Origin of the sequence: Bradyrhizobium sp. HKCCYLS3013 (genome assembly GCF_051167615.1) — a bacterium.
Taxonomy (GTDB): Bacteria; Pseudomonadota; Alphaproteobacteria; order Rhizobiales; family Xanthobacteraceae; genus Bradyrhizobium.
This window is the reverse complement of the sequence record NZ_JBNPTK010000020.1, coordinates 49,606-67,959: the sequence shown is the minus strand read 5'-3', so window position 1 is coordinate 67,959 and position 18,354 is coordinate 49,606. Positions and strand designations below refer to the sequence as shown.

17 protein-coding genes are annotated in these 18,354 nt (G+C 66.1%); 10 read left to right on the top strand and 7 right to left on the bottom strand.

Annotation, left to right across the window (positions count from 1 at the left end; genetic code table 11):
- Window positions 1–51: 51 nt before the first annotated feature.
- Window positions 52–507, bottom strand: a complete 456-nt coding sequence (hpaR, locus tag ACQR1F_RS27920) for a homoprotocatechuate degradation operon regulator HpaR (protein WP_409997893.1) — start codon at window positions 505–507, stop codon at window positions 52–54.
- 176 nt (window positions 508–683) lie between these two features.
- Here hpaR and hpaH point away from each other — a divergent pair, with 176 nt between their 5' ends.
- Genes hpaH through ACQR1F_RS27895 form a run of 5 tightly spaced genes read left to right on the top strand, consistent with a single transcriptional unit; the run spans window position 684 to window position 5,985 of the window.
- A complete protein-coding gene (gene hpaH, locus ACQR1F_RS27915; RefSeq protein ID WP_315801283.1) occupies window positions 684–1,490 on the top strand; it encodes a 2-oxo-hept-4-ene-1,7-dioate hydratase in 807 nt (268 codons plus the stop codon).
- Between the two features lie 24 nt (window positions 1,491–1,514).
- The gene (locus ACQR1F_RS27910; protein ID WP_315801284.1) at window positions 1,515–1,913 is read left to right on the top strand and encodes a 5-carboxymethyl-2-hydroxymuconate Delta-isomerase; all 399 of its coding nucleotides are present in this window, start codon (window positions 1,515–1,517) and stop codon (window positions 1,911–1,913) included.
- On the top strand, window positions 1,906–3,444 hold the full coding sequence (hpaE, locus tag ACQR1F_RS27905; RefSeq protein ID WP_434914229.1) for a 5-carboxymethyl-2-hydroxymuconate semialdehyde dehydrogenase: 1,539 nt from the start codon (window positions 1,906–1,908) through the stop codon (window positions 3,442–3,444). The genes ACQR1F_RS27910 and hpaE overlap by 8 nt, the downstream gene beginning before the upstream one ends.
- A gap of 12 nt (window positions 3,445–3,456) precedes the next feature.
- A complete protein-coding gene (locus ACQR1F_RS27900; protein ID WP_434847494.1) occupies window positions 3,457–4,329 on the top strand; it encodes a fumarylacetoacetate hydrolase family protein in 873 nt (290 codons plus the stop codon).
- A gap of 21 nt (window positions 4,330–4,350) precedes the next feature.
- Window positions 4,351–5,985, top strand: a complete 1,635-nt coding sequence (locus tag ACQR1F_RS27895) for a thiamine pyrophosphate-dependent enzyme (RefSeq protein ID WP_434914227.1) — start codon at window positions 4,351–4,353, stop codon at window positions 5,983–5,985.
- A 6-nt stretch (window positions 5,986–5,991) separates the two neighbouring features.
- Here ACQR1F_RS27895 and ACQR1F_RS27890 read toward each other — a convergent pair whose 3' ends face one another.
- From ACQR1F_RS27890 to ACQR1F_RS27880, 3 genes are all read right to left on the bottom strand, one after another.
- Window positions 5,992–7,215 (bottom strand): MFS transporter, encoded by a 1,224-nt coding sequence (locus ACQR1F_RS27890; protein WP_434914226.1) that lies wholly within the window; start codon window positions 7,213–7,215, stop codon window positions 5,992–5,994.
- A gap of 74 nt (window positions 7,216–7,289) precedes the next feature.
- Window positions 7,290–7,940 carry a DNA oxidative demethylase AlkB gene (gene alkB / locus ACQR1F_RS27885; RefSeq protein ID WP_434914225.1) on the bottom strand — a complete coding sequence of 217 codons (651 nt, stop codon included), beginning with the start codon at window positions 7,938–7,940 and terminating at the stop codon, window positions 7,290–7,292.
- Window positions 7,941–7,943: 3 nt separating this feature from the next.
- Complete coding sequence (locus ACQR1F_RS27880; RefSeq protein ID WP_434840186.1) at window positions 7,944–8,687, bottom strand: 2OG-Fe(II) oxygenase; 744 nt, start codon at window positions 8,685–8,687, stop codon at window positions 7,944–7,946.
- A gap of 191 nt (window positions 8,688–8,878) precedes the next feature.
- Here ACQR1F_RS27880 and ACQR1F_RS27875 point away from each other — a divergent pair, with 191 nt between their 5' ends.
- The gene (locus tag ACQR1F_RS27875; RefSeq protein WP_434914224.1) at window positions 8,879–9,676 is read left to right on the top strand and encodes a transglycosylase domain-containing protein; all 798 of its coding nucleotides are present in this window, start codon (window positions 8,879–8,881) and stop codon (window positions 9,674–9,676) included.
- 15 nt (window positions 9,677–9,691) lie between these two features.
- Here ACQR1F_RS27875 and ACQR1F_RS27870 read toward each other — a convergent pair whose 3' ends face one another.
- Window positions 9,692–11,044: an amidase gene (locus tag ACQR1F_RS27870; RefSeq protein ID WP_434914223.1), complete on the bottom strand. Its 1,353-nt coding sequence runs from the start codon at window positions 11,042–11,044 to the stop codon at window positions 9,692–9,694.
- Window positions 11,045–11,050: 6 nt separating this feature from the next.
- Window positions 11,051–11,374, bottom strand: coding sequence for an AtuA-related protein (locus tag ACQR1F_RS27865; RefSeq protein ID WP_434873736.1), 324 nt, complete (start codon window positions 11,372–11,374; stop codon window positions 11,051–11,053).
- Between the two features lie 191 nt (window positions 11,375–11,565).
- Between ACQR1F_RS27865 and ACQR1F_RS27860 the strand changes: the two genes are divergently transcribed.
- From ACQR1F_RS27860 to ACQR1F_RS27845, 4 genes are all read left to right on the top strand, one after another.
- Entirely contained in the window at window positions 11,566–11,979 is a 414-nt protein-coding gene (locus ACQR1F_RS27860) for a Zn-ribbon domain-containing OB-fold protein (protein ID WP_434914222.1), read from the top strand.
- A gap of 4 nt (window positions 11,980–11,983) precedes the next feature.
- Window positions 11,984–13,123, top strand: coding sequence for a thiolase C-terminal domain-containing protein (locus tag ACQR1F_RS27855; RefSeq protein WP_315801295.1), 1,140 nt, complete (start codon window positions 11,984–11,986; stop codon window positions 13,121–13,123).
- 110 nt (window positions 13,124–13,233) lie between these two features.
- Complete coding sequence (locus ACQR1F_RS27850; protein ID WP_315801296.1) at window positions 13,234–14,148, top strand: SDR family oxidoreductase; 915 nt, start codon at window positions 13,234–13,236, stop codon at window positions 14,146–14,148.
- Window positions 14,149–14,564: 416 nt separating this feature from the next.
- Entirely contained in the window at window positions 14,565–15,443 is an 879-nt protein-coding gene (locus ACQR1F_RS27845) for an SMP-30/gluconolactonase/LRE family protein (RefSeq protein WP_315801386.1), read from the top strand.
- 67 nt (window positions 15,444–15,510) lie between these two features.
- Here the strand turns inward: ACQR1F_RS27845 and ppc are convergent, their stop codons facing one another.
- Entirely contained in the window at window positions 15,511–18,294 is a 2,784-nt protein-coding gene (ppc, locus tag ACQR1F_RS27840; RefSeq protein ID WP_434914221.1) for a phosphoenolpyruvate carboxylase, read from the bottom strand.
- Window positions 18,295–18,354: the final 60 nt, after the last annotated feature.

Genomic DNA, 18,354 nt, shown 5'->3' with positions numbered 1-18,354 from the left:
AACGGCCTGCCAAGTACGAGACCCCTTCCGTTGCGCCTCGTCCGCGGCATATCAGCCGTCACCGCTGTCGTCGGGGGCGAGATCGCCGCCGATGCTCAGCTCGAGCTCGCCAAGCATCTTGTGCAATGCGGCAAGCTTGCGTGTACCGTACCGGCTGGCAATCGATGCGTAGATCGCCTCCGAGCTCGGCGCGACCTGCGCGATCAGCTTCATGCCCTTGCTCGAAATCGACAGCACGCCCCTGCGCATGTCGCGACTATCGACTTCGCGCTGAATCAAGCCACGCGCCTCGAGATCGCGCAGGATGCGGGACAGGCTGGGCCCGAGCAGGAACGCGACCCGCGCCAGCTCGGTCACCTCGATCACGTCGACCGCCGCCAGCGCGCGCAGGATGCGCCATTGCTGCTCGGTCAGGCCGTGCTGCCGCAGATTGGGACGAAACTGCCGCATCACGGCCTCGCGCGCCCGCAACAAGGCCATCGGCAGCGACTGCGAGAAGTCGCGCATCGGCACCTTGCGGGCGTCCTTCGCCGCCGGCCTCGCGACCTTCGCCCTGGTCTCGCTCACATCAATCTCCTGGGGGTCGCCCCGAATATTTGCACTGCAGCAAACGTCCTTTCGGTTTGCCGGCAGAAACTTAACATGTTAATCATCTGCGGCCACCTCTTTTCTGAGCGACAACCATGCCTCTTTCGAGCGACCAGATACATAGCTGCGCGTTACGCCTGGATCAGGCTGAAAAGAGCCGCCACCAGATCAGGCAGTTTTCGCAGGAGTTTCCCGATATCACCATCGCGGATGCCTATGCCATCCAGGAGGCCTGGATCGGCATCAAGGTGGCCGCGGGCCGCGTCATCAAGGGGCACAAGATCGGGTTGACATCGAAGGCGATGCAGAGCGCGCTGAACATCGATGAGCCGGATTCGGGCGTGCTGCTCGACGACATGTTCTTTGCCGATGGCGGGCTGGTGCCGTCCGACCGCTTCATCGCGACGCGGATCGAGGCGGAGCTTGCCTTCGTCATGAAGCACCGTCTGTCGGGGCCGGACTGCACGGTGTTCGACGTGCTCAACGCGACCGATTTCGTGGTACCGGCACTGGAAATCCTGGATACGCGGATCGAGCGGGTGGATCCCGCGACCAAGGCGACCCGCAAGATCTTCGATACGATCGCCGACAACGCGGCAAATGCCGGAATCGTGCTCGGCGGCCGGCCGCTGCGGCCGCTCGATACCGACCTGCGCTGGATCGGCGCACTCTGTTATAAGAACGGCCAACTGGAAGAGACCGGCTTGGCCGCCGGCGTGCTGAACAACCCGGCGACGGCCGTTGCCTGGCTCGCCAACAAGATCGCAGCGCGCGGGCTTGCCCTCGAACCAGGCCAGGTCGTTCTGGCCGGCTCCTTCATCCGGCCGATCGAGGCCCGCAAGGGCGACACCATCCAGGCCGACTACGGCCCGTATGGAACGGTGAGCTGTTACTTCACCTGACGCCTGCACCGGAGCGACCGCATCATGCCGCATTTCAGCATCGAATACTCCGCCAATCTCGACGCCTTTGTCGTGATGGCCAACGTCTGCGAGGTGGTCCGTAAGGCCGCCAGTGAGACCGGGATCTTTCCGATCGGCGGCATCCGCGTGCGCGCGATCCGCTGCGAGCATTACGCGATCGCCGACGGCAAGCCCGATGCCGCCTTCCTCGCCATGCTGCTGCGGCTCGGCGAAGGCCGCGACCTCCCGGCACGGCAGAAGGCCGGCGAATACGTCTTCAAGGCGCTCTCGGATTACCTCGATCCCGTCTTCGCCAGCAGCAAGTTCGCGCTGTCCTTCGACATGCAGATCAACGACGCCGCGACCAGCTGGAAACGCAACAACATCCACGACGCCCTGAAAGCGAAGGCATCCCATGGATAAGGCCAATCCCAAAACCGACATTTACAAGTCCAACCTCGACCGCGCGGCTCCCCTGCTCGCGAAGCTGAAGCACGAGGGCATCGGCCATTTCATCGACGGCAAGGTGGTGCCGGCCATCTCGGGCGCAACGTTCGAGACCAAGTCTCCGATCGACAACACCGTGCTCGCGACCGTCGCACGCGGCAATGCCGAGGACATCGACCGCGCGGCGACATCGGCCGCACTTGCCTTCAAATCCTGGCGCGACATGGCGCCGGCGATGCGTCGCAAGCTGCTGCATCGCGTGGCCGATGCGATCGAGGATCATGCCGACGACATCGCGGTGCTCGAATGTATCGATACCGGGCAGGCCTATCGCTTCATGGCCAAGGCCGCGATCCGCGCCGCGGAAAACTTCCGCTTCTTCGCCGACAAATGCACCGAGGCCCGCGACGGCCAGAGCACGCCGAGCGACGAGCACTGGAACATTTCGACCCGGGTGCCGATCGGCCCGGTCGGCGTGATCACGCCCTGGAACACGCCGTTCATGCTGTCGACCTGGAAGATCGCCCCCGCACTCGCGGCCGGCTGCACGGTCGTGCACAAGCCGGCGGAGTGGTCGCCGATCACGGCGCAATGGCTCGCCAAGCTCGCCAAGGACGCCGGCATTCCCGACGGCGTGCTCAACACGGTGCATGGCTTCGGCGAAGAGGCCGGCAAGGCGCTGACGGAGCATCCCGCGATCAAGGCAATCGGCTTCGTCGGCGAGAGCTCGACGGGATCCGCAATCATGGCGCAGGGCGCGCCGACCCTGAAGCGCGTGCATTTCGAGCTCGGCGGCAAGAACCCCGTGATCGTGTTCGACGATGCCGATCTCGACCGCGCGCTCGACGCCGTCGTGTTCATGATCTACTCGCTCAACGGCGAGCGCTGCACGTCGTCGAGCCGGCTGCTGGTGCAGCAGAGCATCGCCGAGGCGTTCACGGCCAAGCTCGCCGCGCGCGTGCGTGCGCTGAAAGTGGGTCATCCGCTCGATCCGGCGACCGAGATCGGGCCGCTGATCCATGAGCGGCATCTCGCGAAGGTCTGCTCCTATGTCGACGTTGCGCGCGAGGACGGTGCGATCATCGCCGTCGGCGGCAAGCGGTTCGACGGCCCGGGCGGCGGCCATTACGTCGAGCCGACGCTGGTGACCGGCGCGCGCCAGACCATGCGCGTGGCGCAGGAAGAAGTGTTCGGGCCGTTCCTCACCGTGATCCCGTTCCGCGACGAAGCCGACGCGATCGCGATCGCCAACGACGTGCAATATGGCCTCACCGGCTATGTCTGGACCGGCGACATGGGCCGCGCGCTGCGCGTCGCCGACGCGCTGGAGGCCGGCATGATCTGGCTGAACTCGGAGAACGTCCGCCACCTGCCGACGCCGTTCGGCGGCATGAAGGCGTCGGGCATCGGCCGCGACGGCGGCGACTATTCGTTCGACTTCTACATGGAGACCAAGCACGTCTCGCTCGCGCGCGGCACCCACAAGATCCAGCGGCTCGGCGTGTAAGGAGAGATGCCCATGACCTCCCCTCGCCTCGCGACCTACTCCGTCAACGGCTCTGTCCGCTATGGACTTGTCACTGACAAAGGTCTTGTCGATCTCTCGGCGCGCTTCGCCAAGGACTATCCGACCTTACGCGAAGTCATCGCGGCGGGCGCCCTGCCGCGGCTGATCGAGACCGCCGCCGGCCTCTCGCCCGATCACGGCCTCGATGCCATCACCTGGCTGCCGCCCATCCCCTCGCCCGAGAAGATCATCTGCATCGGCGTCAACTATCCCGATCGCAACGCCGAATACAAGGATGGCCAGGACGCGCCGAAATATCCGTCGATGTTCATGCGCACGCCGCGCTCCTTCGTCGGCCACGAGACGCCCCTGGTGCGCCCGCGCGCCTCGCTGCAACTGGACTACGAAGGCGAGCTCGTGCTGATCATCGGCAAGGCCGGCCGTCACATCCCGGAGGCCCAGGCGCTGGATCACATCGCCGCGTTGACGCTGTGCAACGAGGGCACCATCCGCGACTGGGTGCGGCACGCCAAGTTCAACGTCACCCAGGGCAAGAACTTCGACTCCACCGGCAGCCTCGGGCCCTGGATCGTGCGCTACACCGACGAAAGCCAGATTGCCGACATCCGGCTGACGACGCGCGTCAATGGCGAATTGCGCCAGGACGATCGCACGTCGCGGCTGATGTTCGGCTTCCGCTACCTCATCAACTACATCTCGACCTTCACCACGCTCATGCCCGGTGACGTGATCGTGACGGGGACGCCGACCGGCGCCGGTGCACGGTTCGACCCGCCGCGCTATCTGAAGCCCGGCGACGTCATCGAGATCGAAGCCGAGGGCGTCGGTACCTTGCGCAATGGCGTCGTCGACGAAGCTCTATAAAATCAGCAACGGAATGTCAGCATGACCACCATGACCGGCGGCGAAGCCATCGTCAGCGGGCTCGTCGCCCACGGCGTCGACACCGTGTTCGGCCTTCCTGGGGCGCAGGTCTACGGCCTGTTCGACGCCTTCCACCAGGCGCAGCTCAAGGTCGTCGGCGCCCGCCACGAACAGGCCTGCGGCTACATGGCGTTCGGCTATGCCCGCGCCAGCGGCAGGCCCGGCGTATTCAGCGTCGTTCCCGGACCCGGCGTGCTCAACGCCGGCGCGGCGTTGCTCACCGCCTTCGGCTGCAACGAGCCGGTGCTGTGTCTCACGGGCCAGGTGCCGACGGATTATCTCGGCCGTGGCCGCGGCCATCTGCACGAGATGCCCGACCAGCTCGCCACCTTGCGCACCTTCGTCAAATGGGCGGAGCGCATCGAATATCCCGACAGCGCGCCGACGCTGGTCGCGCGCGCGTTCCAGGAAATGCTGTCGGGGCGACGCGGTCCCACGGCCCTCGAGATGCCGTGGGACGTGTTCACGCAGAAGGCCGAGACGGCCGCTGCCAAGCCGCTGCCGCAGTTCGCGCCGCCGCAGCCCGATCCCGACCGCATCGTCAAGGCCGCCGGACTGATTACCTCTGCGAAAACGCCGATGATCTTCGTCGGCGCCGGCGCGATCGAGGCCCGCGAGGAGATCCTCGAGCTGGCCGAGATGATCGACGCGCCGGTCGTGGCGTTCCGGTCCGGACGCGGCATCGTCTCCAACGCGCATGAGCTCGGGCTCACGATGGCCGCCGCCTACAGGCTGTGGCCTACCACCGACCTGATGATCGGAATCGGCACCCGCATGGAGCTGCCGACCACGTTCCGCTGGCCGTTCAAGCCCGATGGTTTGAAGTCGATCCGCATCGACATCGACCCCGCTGAAATGCGGCGCCTGGTCGTCGATGCCGGCATCGTCGCCGATGCCAAGGCCGGGACGGCTGCACTCTCAGCGGCCGTCGGCAAGGCGGGCTACCGCAAGACCTCCGGCCGCCGCGCGACCATTCGCGAGGCCAGCGCCGCGACCTTGCAGGAGATCCAGAAGGTGCAGCCGCAGATGGCCTATCTGAACGTGCTGCGCGAGGTGCTGCCGCACGATGCCATCGTCACCGACGAATTGTCGCAGGTCGGCTTCGCCTCCTGGTACGGCTTTCCGGTGTACGAGCCGCGCACCTTCATCACCTCGGGCTATCAGGGCACGCTCGGCGCGGGCTTCCCGACCGCGCTCGGCGCCAAGGTCGCGCATCCCGACAGACCGGTGGTGGCGATCACAGGCGACGGCGGCTTCATGTTCGCGGTGCAGGAGCTGGCGACGGCCGTGCAGTACAACATCGGCGTGGTCACGCTGGTGTTCAACAACAACTCCTACGGCAACGTCCGGCGCGACCAGCGCGAGCGCTTCGACGGCCGCGTCGTCGCCTCCGATCTCGTCAATCCGGATTTCGTCAAGCTCGCGGAGTCGTTCGGTGTCGCGGCGAGCCGCGTTACCGCGCCCGGTCAGTTCAAAGCCGCGCTGGAGACGGCGCTCGCGCATGGCGGGCCCTATCTGATCGACATCGAGGTGCCGCGCGACTCGGAAGTCTCGCCCTGGGCCTTCATCCATCCGGCGAAGCCTGCAGGGATCTGATCGTCCTCACGGTGGGGACGCGCGGCGTCCCTGCAATCCAGCCGCGGCCATCGCCAGCAGGCCGGCGCCGGCCACGAGCCAGCAGGCGACCGGCGCCCACTGCACCAGCGGCGCATAATCCGGCAGCTTCTGTAGGCCGCCGGCGACGGCGGCGATCCGCGCGAAGGTTGCCAGCGCCAGCGCCGAGAACACGAGCCCGGTCACCTTGCCCTCGGCGCCGGTCGTCCCGATCGCGAGCGCCGCGGAAATGGCGCTCATCATCATGCAGCCCCAGGCGGCCCCGGCGATGAACTGCGCCACGATCAGCACGGTCAGTGCGCCCGCGAGCTCGGCGATCACGATCGCGAGCGCGCCGAGTAGACCGGCGATTCCCATCACCATGAGCCCGCCGCGATGCTTGACGACCACGCTGGCCGGGAACAGCACAAGGTTGAAGCCGATCCAGAACACCGGCATCAGCCAGGACAAGTCCTCCGGCCTGGCGAAGCGGAGATAGAAAGCCGAGCTGTTGATGCTGAAATGCAGCTGGTAGCCGAGCGCAAGGATTACCATGGCGCCGATGAACAGCAGCGGCAGTCCCCGCAGCGGCTTGGGCTCAGGCTTGGCCACTGCTTGCGCTGCCGGACCGCTATCCTGCGGAATGCGCGAGAGACCGAGCGCCGTCAGCAGCAGCACAGCCGATGAGATGACGAACGGCAGGCGCGGATCGTAGTCGCGCAGGATCACGCCGAGATAGGGCGACACGGCGCCGGCCACGCCGTAGCCGAGCATGACCAGCGCTGCCAGGAACGGAATGGCCGGCCGGGCCGCATGACGCCCGAGCAGCGTCAAGGGCGGCGCGCGCAACACTGACGAGGTCAGCGCCCAGATCGCGATCAGTCCGATAAAGACCGCAGGACCCGCCGACGCTGCCGCGAAAGGCAGCGCCACGAAGGCGGCGCAGGATATCGCAGTCAGCAGGCCGATGAAGAGACCGAATCGCGAGGCGATGGGCCCGAGCCGATCCGCGGCGATTCCCATGGCCGTGTCCGACAGCGTGAAGATCGCCTGGTCCAGCATCAGGATCAGAACGACGGCCGAGGGCGCGATGCCGGCCTGGGCCGCAAGCTTGGGCAGATAGATCACATAGGTCGTCCACAGCAGCGTGAACACCAGCTGCAGCAGCGCAAGGTGGAGTCCGAGCCGCGTCGCCGCCGGCGCCCGCTCGTCCGCAAGTTCGACAGTGCTCATGGCCCCTCTCCCGGAGGGCAGCATAGAGCGGGTGGCGGCCGATGCAAAATGACGAAGAGCACACAGCGGCTGGACTACTGCGCGCGGCGGAACGTCAGGTTGATGCGCCGGCGCCCGAGCCGAGCATGCTCGCCGCCGGCGAGCGGCCCGACGCCGTGAAAGGCGAGCCGCGCCGGGCCGCCCCAGACGACGACGTCGCCATGGGCCAGCTGATAGCGTTGCGTCTTGTCGGAGCGCTTGAGGCCGCCGAACAGGAACGTCGCCGGCAGCCCCAGCGACACCGAGACGATCGGCGCGCCGATGTCGCGCTCGTCGCGGTCCTGATGCAGCGACATCTTGGCGCCGGGCTCGTAGCAATTGATCAGGCAGGCATCGGGCGCGAAGGCGGCAAAGCCTGCCTCATTCGCCGCCTGCTCGGCGAGTTGTCGCAACAGCGGCGGCATCGCCGGCCATGGCCGACCGGTGTCCGGATCACATGCATCATAGCGATAGCCGCTGCGGTCCGTCACCCAGCCGACCGACCCGCAATTCGTCATCGCCACCGACATCTGGTGGCCGCCGGGCGTGATCATCCGGCGGAACGGCGCCTGCGCGGTGATCGCCTCGATCGCGGCCAGAAGTTCCGTCTCATGCGGCTGCGCAAAACCACGCAGCAGCACCGCGCCGGGCGCGAGCGGCTGGCGCGCCGGTCCGGCGATCTCAAATCCATCGAACAGATCCGTCATTTGCTACTTCGCATCGTGAAAGATCACCCCGAGCGTATGCCGCCGACCGGAACGCAGCCGGCTCACGCCATGGCGCATGTTGACGCGGTAGCTGCCGCGGGTGCCCTGGACCGGGCGATTGTGGACCGCGAACACCACGGCGTCGCCCTGCCGGAGCGGCACCACCTCGGCGCGCGACTGCATGCGCGGCCGCTGTTCGGTCAGCACGAACTCGCCGCCGTCGAAATCACGCCCCGGCTCGGATAGGAGAATCGCAACCTGCAGCGGAAACACATGCTCGCCATAGAGATCCTGGTGCAGGCAGTTGTAGTCGCCGTCGACATATTGCAGCAAGAGCGGCGTCGGCCTGACCTGGCCGGCCTGATGACAGCGCGCCAGGAAGTCGTCGTGCTCGGCGGGATAGCGGACGTCGATCCCCATGGTCGCATTCCACCGGTTGGCGATCGCGACGAGATGGGAATAGATCCGCGGCCGCAACTCCGCGATCGGATCCGGCAGCGGATAGCTGAAATATTTGTACTCGCCGCGCCCGAACCCATGCCTCGCCATCACCACGCGGCTGCGGAAATGCCGGTCGTCCGGATAGAGAGAGGCCAACATGCGGCAGGTGTCGGGCGACACGAGTTGCTTTAACACCGCGGAGCCGCTGACGTCGAGGTCGCGGTCAACCATCGCCCAATCGATCGCATCGACGCCAGTCGCGGCGATGGAATTGAGGTCGGGCACTGCGTGCTTAAGTCTGGCCATGCAATTCATCCCAGCTGTCATTCCGGGGCGGCGCGAAGCGACGAGCCCGGAATCCATACTCACGATCGTGGTTATGGATTCCGCGCCTGCGCGCAAGGGCGCGCATCCCGGAATGACGAGGATGCGACAGAATGATGAGCGACGGCCACCCGTTTCCTGGCGCTCTGCTGTGATCGTGCTGGAACGCCCTGATGAACCGAAATGCTTCGGGTGGAACTAATGATCTGACGATGCAACGTCTCGGCACCCAACGCGTCTTCATCATCCTGCTCGGCAAGTCGATCCTGGCCGTTCTCTCGCTTGCCGTCGTCCTGCTGCTCTACGCCGAAGCCTACGCGATATGGTACGCCGAATATCATCTTGGCGTCCCTACTGAAGCCGAGATCGCAGCGCTTCCTGCCGCCGGCCATCTTTGTCCGCTCGAAGCGGGATCGCCGCACGTCGCGCTGGCAGACATGCCCCTGCTGCTGCGGCAGGCCGTCATCGCGTCGGCTGGCGCCGACTTTCAGACACGGCCCAATCTCGTTCTGCCGGCGACAATGGCGGCCATCATCGACGGCCGACGGCCCGATACGAGGATTACGTTTACGGTCACCCGCCATTGCCTGCAAGCTTTGGCTCCAGACTGTTGTCGCGGCCTGGATTGGCACGTCGGAAACACGGTCTTCATGGGCCGTCTGGAACGAACCCTGTCGCGCGAGCGAATTCTCGATTCCTACCTGAACGACAGCTATCTCGGCCGCAACGCCTATGGTGTCGCAGCGGCGGCGACCGCGCATTTCGGCAAGCCCCTGGCAGACCTCAACATCGACGAGATCGCCCTGCTCCTCGCGCGTTTCCAGATGCCGAGGCCCTCTGAGCGCGACGGCGAGCGGCGCAACTACATGCTCGACAAAATGCTGTCAGCCGGCCTCATCGACGAGGCCCAGGCGACCGCCGCCAGGGCCGCCCCACTCCCCGCCGTCGACACAACGCCGCGCAGTCCCTGACCGCTGGCGTCCGCCTCAGCCCCGCACCACGCCCTCGATGCCCGCCGCGATCTCCAGCAGCTTGCGGTCGTGGCCGCCGGACTGTGCCAGCATCAGGCCGACGGGCACTTCGCCATGGCGGTGCGCCGGGAGCGAGATGGCGCAGCCGTCGATCATGTTGATGAAGGTGCAGTTGCGCAGCGCACGGACGTTCTCGCGGGCGAAGGCCTGGTCGTCGGCGAGATCGGCGATTTTCGGCGGCGCGTTGGCGGTGGTCGGCATCACCAGCGCGTCGTAGGGCGCGATCCGCGCGGCGGCGCGCGTCACCAGCGAGCGGCGGGCGTTGAGCATCTCGATGTAGTCGGGCACGGTGATCGCCTCGCCGCGCATGATGCGCACCGAGACGCGCGGATCGTAGACGTCGCCCTTGGCCGCCAGCAGGAAGCGGTGCCAGGCATAGCTCTCGGCGGCGGCGAAGCCGCCCTTCGCGCCGATGATGCCGACGTCGAGGAACTCCGGGAATTCGATGCGCGCGATCAGCGCGCCCTGCTTCGCCAGGCTCTCCAGCGCGCGTTCGAACGTCGCGGCCACCTCGGCATCGAGCTCGTCCAGCACGATGGTGGTGGGCACCGCGAGCCGCAGGCCCTTCACCGGGCGTAATGCCAGCGGCCGGATCGGCTCGTCGGCCAGCACGGAATCGAGCACGGCGCAGCACGCCACGGTGTTGGCGAGCGGGCCGAAGCTGTCGAGCGTGGTCGACAGCGGCACGCCGCCGTCGAGTGGCACGCGGGCCTGCGTCGGCTTGTAGCCGACGATGCCGTTGAACGCCGCCGGGATGCGGCAGGAGCCGCCGGTGTCGGTGCCGAGCGCACCATAGGCCATGCGATCGACGATGGAGACCGCGGCGCCCGACGACGAGCCGCCGGGCACGTAGCCAACGTCGCGCTTCCAGGCGCTCTTCGGCGTGCCGTAATGCGGGTTGATGCCGATGCCGGAATAGGCGAACTCGGTCATGTTGGTGCGGCCGATCACGACGAAGCCGGCCCGGCGCAGCCGCGCCACCACGGGCGCGTCGGCTTCGGCCGGCGCCGAATCCTCCAGCGCCCGCGAGCCGGCGCGGGTGACCTGGCCCTTGATGTCGAACAGATCCTTGATCGACACCGGAATGCCGGCGAACGGCGACGGCGCGGCATTGGCCTTGCGCAGCGCGTCCATGCCATCAGCGGCAGCGAGCGCCGCCTCCTTGTCGACATGGATGAAGGCGCGCTCCCCCTCACCCGCAGGATCGGCAATGCGGGCGAGGCACCCCTCCACCAGCTTGCGCGCGGTGGTGCGGCCGGCGGCGAGATCGTCGGCCAGCGCGGCCAGGGTCGGAATTGAAACGGTCATGGCATCCTATCGCGTGTCTGCGGCATCGGCCGCGATGTCCAGATCGAGCAGCGCGGAACTCAGCGACTTGCCATGCGCGTCCAGCGCGAGCGAACGGGTGACCCCGCCGCCGAGCGCCCGGCTCATCACGAAGTTCAGCGCCGCAATGTTGGGCAGCTCATAGCGGACCACCTCGCCCTGGACAATGCCGGCGAAGTGCGCCTTCACCCGCTCCGCCGTGACTTGTGCGAGCAGCAGCGGGTAATCCCTGGGGTCGTAGGCGATGACCGAGATGTTCGAGGTGTCACCCTTGTCGCCGGTCCTGGAATGGGCGATGTCACGCAGCTTCATCTCGGCTCCGATCCTACTCTCCGCATCAAAGACCAATTTTCATCAGGCGGCAATTGCCGTCCAAACACCTCTGCGCCCCCCGGAGGGCCGCATGCGCGGCGTGATGGACCGTTGACGCGTCTCGGTCAAATGGCGCATCACGGATGAAAAGGAGCGGGCGACGGAGCCCGCCGCAGGGAGGATCAACCCGGATGGCCGAGCCGATGCGCGCACGTCCCAAACCGACGCCGGAGACGCAGCATTTCTGGGACGGCACCCGGGCCGGTGAGTTGCGGCTGCAGCGCTGCGACGCCTGCGCCCACGTCTACTTCCCGCCGCGCCCGTTCTGTCCGGCCTGCGCCAGCCGCAAGGTCAGCGTCTTCAAGGCCACTGGCAAAGGCACGCTCTACAGCTACGTCATCAACCATCGTCCCCCTGCACCTGGCTTCACGCCGCCTTACGCCATTGCCATCGTGGCGCTCGAAGAGGGCCCGCGCATGATGAGCAACATCACGGGCTGCCCGCAGACGCCGGAGGCGTTGGAGCTCGACATGGCCCTCGAAGTCACATTCGAGACATTGGACGAGCAGATCACCCTGCCCCTGTTCCGGCCGGCGAAAGGATAACGCCATGCGTCGAAACCAGGTTGCCGTGGTCGGCGCGGCCGAGACCACCGAGCTCGGTGTTATCCCGACGATGTCGCAGATCCAGCTGCATGCGGACGCGGCACTGAATGCGATCGCCGATGCCGGGCTGAAGCTGTCGGACATCGACGGCTTCGCCACCGCCGTCGAGACGCCGCAGCAGATCTGCCATTACCTCGGTATCACACCGACCTGGGTCGATGGCACCTCGGTCGGCGGCTGCTCCTTCATGCTGCATGTCCGCCACGCCGCGGCTGCGATCGAAGCCGGCCTGTGCAAGACCGTGCTGATCACCCATGCCGAGAGCGGCAAATCGATGATCGGCAAGCTGCCGCGCTCGATTGCGCCGGATAGCCTGCAGGGCCAGTTCGAGGCGCCGTTCGGCGTCTACGGCCCGCCCAGCATGTTCCCGATCCCCGTGCTGCGCTACATGAAGACCTACGGCATCACCCATGAGCAGTTGGCGATGGTTGCGGTCGTACAGCGCGAATGGGCGGCAAAGAATCCGCGCGCGATGATGAAGGACCCGATCACCGTCGACGACGTCCTGAACTCGCGCATGATCGCCTACCCGTTCCGCCTGCTGCAGTGCTGCCTCGTCACCGACGGCGGCGGCGCGCTGATCCTGACCTCGGCCGATCGCGCCAAGGATTTTCCGCGCAAGCCGGTGTACATTCTCGGCACAGGCGAAAGCGTGGAGACGCCGATGGTCAGCCAGATGGAGACGTTCAATTCGTCGCGTGCCTTCAAGGTCGCGGGCCCCCTCGCCTTCAAGGAGGCCGGCATTGGCCACGCCGATGTCGATCATCTCATGATCTACGACGCCTTCGCGCATCTGCCGCTGTTCGGGCTCGGCGATCTCGGCTTCATGCCGCATGAGGAGACCGGGCCGTTCATCGCAGCCGGACATACGCGGCCGGGCGGCAAATTGCCGCTCAACACCAATGGCGGCGGCCTGTCCTACATGCATTCGGGCATGTACGGCATGTATGCGCTGCAGGAGAGCGTGCGCCAGATGCGCGGCATCGCGCCGGCGCAGGTGCCGGGAGCCAAGGTCTCGGTGTGTCACGGCGTCGGCGGCATGTTCGCCGCATCGGGCACGATCATCTTCACGAACGAGAGATAGCAGCCTCCGTCATTCCGGGGCGCGCGGCACGTGCGAACCCGGAATCTCGAGATTCCGGATCTGGTGCTTCGCACCATCCCGGAATGACGGAGCAAAACAGGAGAAGACTCATGACCAAATCGCTCCAGGACAAAGTCGTCATCGTCACCGGCGCCGGCCGCGGCATCGGGCGCGAGATCGCGCTGCTGTGCGCCGCCGAAGGCGCCAAGGTCGTCGTCAACGATCCCGGCGTCGCGTCCGACGGCTCGGGCACCAGCGCCGCGCCGGCTGAGGAAGTGGTCGAGGAGATCAGGAAGCGCGGCGGCACGGCGGTGGCGAATTTCGAGAGCGTGTCCGAAGCGATCCCCGCCAGCAAGATCGTGAAGGCCGCGACCGACCACTTCGGCAAGCTCGACGGCGTGGTCAACAATGCCGGCATCCTGCGCGACATGATCTTCCACAAGATGAGCATCGAGGCGTTCGAAGCCGTCATCAAGGTCCACCTGATGGGCTCGTTCTACGTCGCGCACTCCGCCGCGCGGCTGTTCCGCGAGCAGGAGAGCGGCTCCTTCGTCCACTTCACCTCGACCTCGGGGCTGATCGGCAATTATGGCCAGGCCAACTACGCCGCGGCGAAGCTCGGCATCGTCGGCCTGTCGAAGTCGATCGCGCTCGACATGGGCCGCTTCAACGTGCGCTCCAATTGCGTCTCGCCGTTCGCCTGGAGCCGCATGATCGGCACCATCCCGGCGGAGACCGAGGCCGAGAAGGAGCGCGTCGAACGCATGAAGCGGATGGGGCCCGAGAAGATCGCGCCCGTCGTCGCCTATCTGCTAGGCGATGCCTCGAAGGACGTCACCGGCCAGATCTTCGCCGTTCGCATGAACGAGATCTTCCTGATGAGCCAGTCGCGCCCGCTGCGCTCGGTGCACCGCGGCGAGGGCTGGACGCCGCAGACCATTGCGGAGCATGGCATGCCGGCGCTGAAGCCGTCGTTCTACAAGCTCGATCGTTCCGCCGACGTGTTCGGCTGGGACCCGATCTGAGATTGCAGCGCCGAAATTCCGCTTGCGGCGCACACCATCTCAAGTTGTTTTTTATCCAAACGACCCGCGCGCCGCCATGATTTCGTCGTATGGTCGCCTCCCAACAAAAAGTCGGGAGGACACAGATGACGAATTCACGACACGACGGCGCACCGGACTTGTCGGTCGCAGCTCACGGCTTCAACCGGCGCAGACTGCTGAAAGGAGCCGCGGCTTTCGCCGCTGCTTCAACAGTCACGACTGCGTCGGCCGCAACCGTCACGCCGCCGGGCCAGACGGGGGCGCCGACAATCTCGACGGACCCGCTGCCGCTCGGTCCCTTGCCGGGCAGCCGCTATCCGGACTCTCATCTGGAGTCGGCGAAGAAGCCCAAGCTGTCATTCGGGCCGGCGGAATTTCCGGCCTTCGCAGGCACTATGGCCGTCGAGCGCGTCGCCACCGGAATGCGCTGGGCCGAAGGCCCGGTCTATTTTGCTGCTGGCCGCTATGTGCTGTTCAGCGACATCCCGAACAATCGCATCATGCGCTTCTCCGAGGACGATGGTCATCTCAGCGTCTATCGACAACCGTCGATGAATTCGAACGGCAACACCATCGATCGGGAAGGACGGCTGATCACCTGCGAGCACAGCGGCCGACGGGTCACCCGCACCGAGCTTGACGGCTCGATCACGATCATCGCCGACAGCTACAATGGCAAGCGCTTGAACTCGCCCAACGATGCGGTGGTCGCGGCCGACGGCGCAATATGGTTCACCGATCCGGTCTACGGCATCGGTGGTTTCTATGAGGGCCTCAAGGCGCAGCCCGAGCAGGACAAGCACAATGTCTATCGGGTCGATCCGAAATCGGGAGAGGTGAAGGTTGTGGTCGACGACTTCGTCGAACCCAACGGGCTGGCCTTCTCGCCCGACGAGAAGAAACTCTACATCATCGACACCGGCTTCACCGACGGGCCGGACAATCCCGCACACATCCGCGTATTCGACGTCGATCACGCGGCCGGCAAGCTGGCCAACAGCAAGGTGTTCGCCGAAATGCCGAAGCCAAGCATCTCCGACGGTGTCCGATGCGACCGCGACGGACGGGTCTGGTGCTCCGTGGGTTGGGGTGATCCGAACGAGGACGGCGTGCGCTGCTATGCCCCGGACGGAACGTTGCTGGGCAAGATTCATATACCTGAAACGGTCGCCAACCTTTGCTTCGGCGGCCAGCAGCGCAATCGACTCTACATCTGCGGCTCAACATCGCTCTATGCGGTGTATACGAGTGCACAAGGCGCTCTGAAGCCCTGATCCGCAGACAGCTGATGTGTCGGGCTGGCGAGGAGCTCATTGTCCTCGCCAGTCCGCGTTCGTCGCGTCAGCCCGTATTCCTCAGCCCCGCCGAGATGCCGTTGATAGTCAGCTGAATCCCGCGCAGCACCTGCTCGTCCGGGTTCTGGGCGCGGTGCGCCTTCAAGAGCTCGACCTGCACGTGGTTGAGCGGATCGAGATAGGGAAAGCGGTTGCGCACCGAGCGCTCCAGCAGCGGGTTGCCCTGCAACAGACGCTCCTGCCCGGTGATGTCGAGCAAGGTCTCGATCACCAGATTCCATTCACGGCGGATGCGGCCGAAGATCTTTTCCCGCAGGGCCTCGTCGGGGACCAGCTCCGCATAGCGCGAGGCGATCGCGATCGAGCTCTTGGCGAGCACCATGTCCATGTTCGACAACAGCATGCGGAAGAACGGCCATTCCCGGTAGAGCTCGCGCAGGAACGGCATGCCCTGCTCCGGATTCTCCGCGATCCAGGTCTCGACCGCGCTGCCGAAGCCGTACCAGCCCGGCAGCATCAACCGGCACTGCGCCCAGGAGAACACCCAGGGGATGGCGCGCAGATCCTCGATCGCGCGGGTCTTCTTGCGCGAGGCTGGGCGGCTGCCGATGTTCAAGGTCGCGATCTCGTTGATGACGGTCGAGGCCCAGAAATAGTCGACGAAGCCGTCGGTCTCGTAGACCAGGCCGCGATAGGCCTTGAACGCGAGCTCCGAGAGCCGGTCCATCGCGGTGAGATATTCGCGCTTTGGCGCCGGCTGGCGCGGATGCAGCAGGCTGGCCTCGAGCGTCGCCGCGGCGAGGATCTCCAGATTGTTGCGGCCGACCTCGGCATTGGAATATTTGCTGGAGATGATCTCGCCCTGCTCGGTGATCCGGATCTGGCCGTTCACGGCGCCCCCGGGCTGCGCGATGATGGCATCGTAGCTCGGGCCGCCGCCGCGGCCGACCGAGCCGCCGCGGCCATGGAACAGCCTGAGCCGGATGCCATGGCGTTCGAAGATGTCGACCAGGCCGATCTCGGCCTTGTAGAGCTCCCAGCCCGAGGTGACGAAGCCGCCATCCTTGTTGCTGTCGGAATAGCCGAGCATGACCTCCTGCACGGCGCCGCGGCTGTCGACCAAGCGGCGGTAATCGTGCAGCGCCAGCATCCGGTCCATGATGCCGCTGGACGCCTGCAGGTCCTCGATGGTCTCGAACAGCGGCACGATGTTGACGGCGCAGCGGCCCGATGGATCGATCAGGCCGACCTCCTTGAGCAGCAACGCCACCTCGAGCATGTCCGACATGCCCTTGCACATCGAGATGATGCACTGGGGAATCACATCGGCACCGAACGTCGCGTGCGCCTCGGCGGCGGCGCGGAACAGCGCGAGCTCGCCGACGGTCTCGTCGCTGTACTTCACGAACTGCGAGACCAGTGGCCTGGCATTGCGCAGCTCGCTGACCAGCAGGCCGACGCGGGCATCCTCGCTGAGCGCCATGTAGGACATGCCGGGCATCGCGGTGTCGATCAGCTCGGCCACGGTGCGCTCATGCACCGCCGAATTCTGGCGGATGTCGAGCCGCGCCAGATGGAAGCCGAAACAGTCGACCGCGCGACGGAGCATCCGCAGCCGGCCGCGCGCAATGACCTCGGCATTGTTGGCGATCAGCGAGCGATGCAGCACGTCGAGATCGTCCTGCAGCTCCTTGACGCTGTCGTAAGGCGCGACCGCCGCCACCGGCAGGCGGCTGATCTGGATGCCGAGCTTCTTCGCGGTGGCCGCCAGCCGCGCATAGATGCCGGACACCGCGAGACGATACGGCTCACCACGACGATGCGGCGACGTGTCCGGCGAGCGCTCGGCCAGCGCGCGCAGCTCCTCGGAGACATCGGCGAGATGCGCCGCAATGGACAGCTCGCTGCCGAGCAGATGCAGCTCCTCCAGATAGTAATGCAGCGCCAGGCTGGATTGCAGCTTGAGCGTTCCGCGCATGACCTCGGCGGTCACGAACGGATTGCCGTCGCGGTCGCCGCCGATCCAGCTCCCCATCCGCAGGAACGAGGCGAGATCGCCCGCCACCTCCGCGCCGTCGTTGAGCCGATCTTCCAGCGTGCACAGCAGCCGCGGCACCTCGCGCAGGAAGGTGTAGTCGTAGAACGACAGACCGTTGGTGACCTCGTCGAGCACCGTCAGCTTGGTCCGGCGCAGCAGGTTGGTCTGCCACAAGGTCAGCACGGCGCGGCGCAGCGCCTCGTCATTGGCCGCGCGCTCATCCGGCGTCAATTGCATCCGCTCGCGGCGGTCGAGCAGCATCGCGATCTCCATCTCGCGATCCATCGTGCTCTTGCGCCGCACCTCGGTGGGGTGCGCGGTCAGGACCGGGCTGACCAGCGCGGTGGAGAAGAACCTGCGCAACTCCGCCGCCTCGAAGCCGGCCGACTTGGCGTGAGCGAGCGTCGCCGCAAGCATGCCATTGCCGCCGTTGGCGTCGCTCTTGGCGCGCATGCGGCGGATGTTGTTCTGGTCCTCGGCGATGTTGGCGAGATGGGAGAAATAGCTGAAGGCGCGGACGATGCGGACGGTCTCCGCGGTCGACATGCCGTCGAGGATCTGCTCCAGCTCGCGCCGCGCCTGGCGGTCCTCGTCGCGATGGAAGCGCACCGAGGTCTGGCGTATCAGCTCGACGAGGTCGAAGACGTCGGCGCCCTCCTGGTCGCGAACGGTGTCGCCGAGGATGCGGCCGAGCAGCCGGATGTCGTCCCGAAGCCGCGCATCCTCCTCCATGGCCTGCGCCTCGGCGGCGCGGTTGGGACGGATTTCCTCTGGTATGGCTTGCGGCGACATGGATGCGCTCTCCAGCAGCTGCCCATTTACGGGTCAGTCTGCCGTATCCGTATTGCAGCG

Excerpts from the sequence above, each read along its gene's own strand:
- hpaR (WP_409997893.1), bottom strand. The coding sequence starts at position 507 with ATGCGCGACTTCTCGCAGTCGCTGCCGATGGCCTTGTTGCGGGCGCGC.
- hpaH (WP_315801283.1), top strand. The coding sequence starts at position 684 with ATGCCTCTTTCGAGCGACCAGATACATAGCTGCGCGTTACGCCTGGAT.
- ACQR1F_RS27910 (WP_315801284.1), top strand. The coding sequence starts at position 1,515 with ATGCCGCATTTCAGCATCGAATACTCCGCCAATCTCGACGCCTTTGTC.
- hpaE (WP_434914229.1), top strand. The coding sequence starts at position 1,906 with ATGGATAAGGCCAATCCCAAAACCGACATTTACAAGTCCAACCTCGAC.
- ACQR1F_RS27900 (WP_434847494.1), top strand. The coding sequence starts at position 3,457 with ATGACCTCCCCTCGCCTCGCGACCTACTCCGTCAACGGCTCTGTCCGC.
- ACQR1F_RS27895 (WP_434914227.1), top strand. The coding sequence starts at position 4,351 with ATGACCACCATGACCGGCGGCGAAGCCATCGTCAGCGGGCTCGTCGCC.
- ACQR1F_RS27890 (WP_434914226.1), bottom strand. The coding sequence starts at position 7,215 with ATGAGCACTGTCGAACTTGCGGACGAGCGGGCGCCGGCGGCGACGCGG.
- alkB (WP_434914225.1), bottom strand. The coding sequence starts at position 7,940 with ATGACGGATCTGTTCGATGGATTTGAGATCGCCGGACCGGCGCGCCAG.
- ACQR1F_RS27880 (WP_434840186.1), bottom strand. The coding sequence starts at position 8,687 with ATGGCCAGACTTAAGCACGCAGTGCCCGACCTCAATTCCATCGCCGCG.
- ACQR1F_RS27875 (WP_434914224.1), top strand. The coding sequence starts at position 8,879 with ATGAACCGAAATGCTTCGGGTGGAACTAATGATCTGACGATGCAACGT.
- ACQR1F_RS27870 (WP_434914223.1), bottom strand. The coding sequence starts at position 11,044 with ATGACCGTTTCAATTCCGACCCTGGCCGCGCTGGCCGACGATCTCGCC.
- ACQR1F_RS27865 (WP_434873736.1), bottom strand. The coding sequence starts at position 11,374 with ATGAAGCTGCGTGACATCGCCCATTCCAGGACCGGCGACAAGGGTGAC.
- ACQR1F_RS27860 (WP_434914222.1), top strand. The coding sequence starts at position 11,566 with ATGGCCGAGCCGATGCGCGCACGTCCCAAACCGACGCCGGAGACGCAG.
- ACQR1F_RS27855 (WP_315801295.1), top strand. The coding sequence starts at position 11,984 with ATGCGTCGAAACCAGGTTGCCGTGGTCGGCGCGGCCGAGACCACCGAG.
- ACQR1F_RS27850 (WP_315801296.1), top strand. The coding sequence starts at position 13,234 with ATGACCAAATCGCTCCAGGACAAAGTCGTCATCGTCACCGGCGCCGGC.
- ACQR1F_RS27845 (WP_315801386.1), top strand. The coding sequence starts at position 14,565 with ATGGCCGTCGAGCGCGTCGCCACCGGAATGCGCTGGGCCGAAGGCCCG.
- ppc (WP_434914221.1), bottom strand. The coding sequence starts at position 18,294 with ATGTCGCCGCAAGCCATACCAGAGGAAATCCGTCCCAACCGCGCCGCC.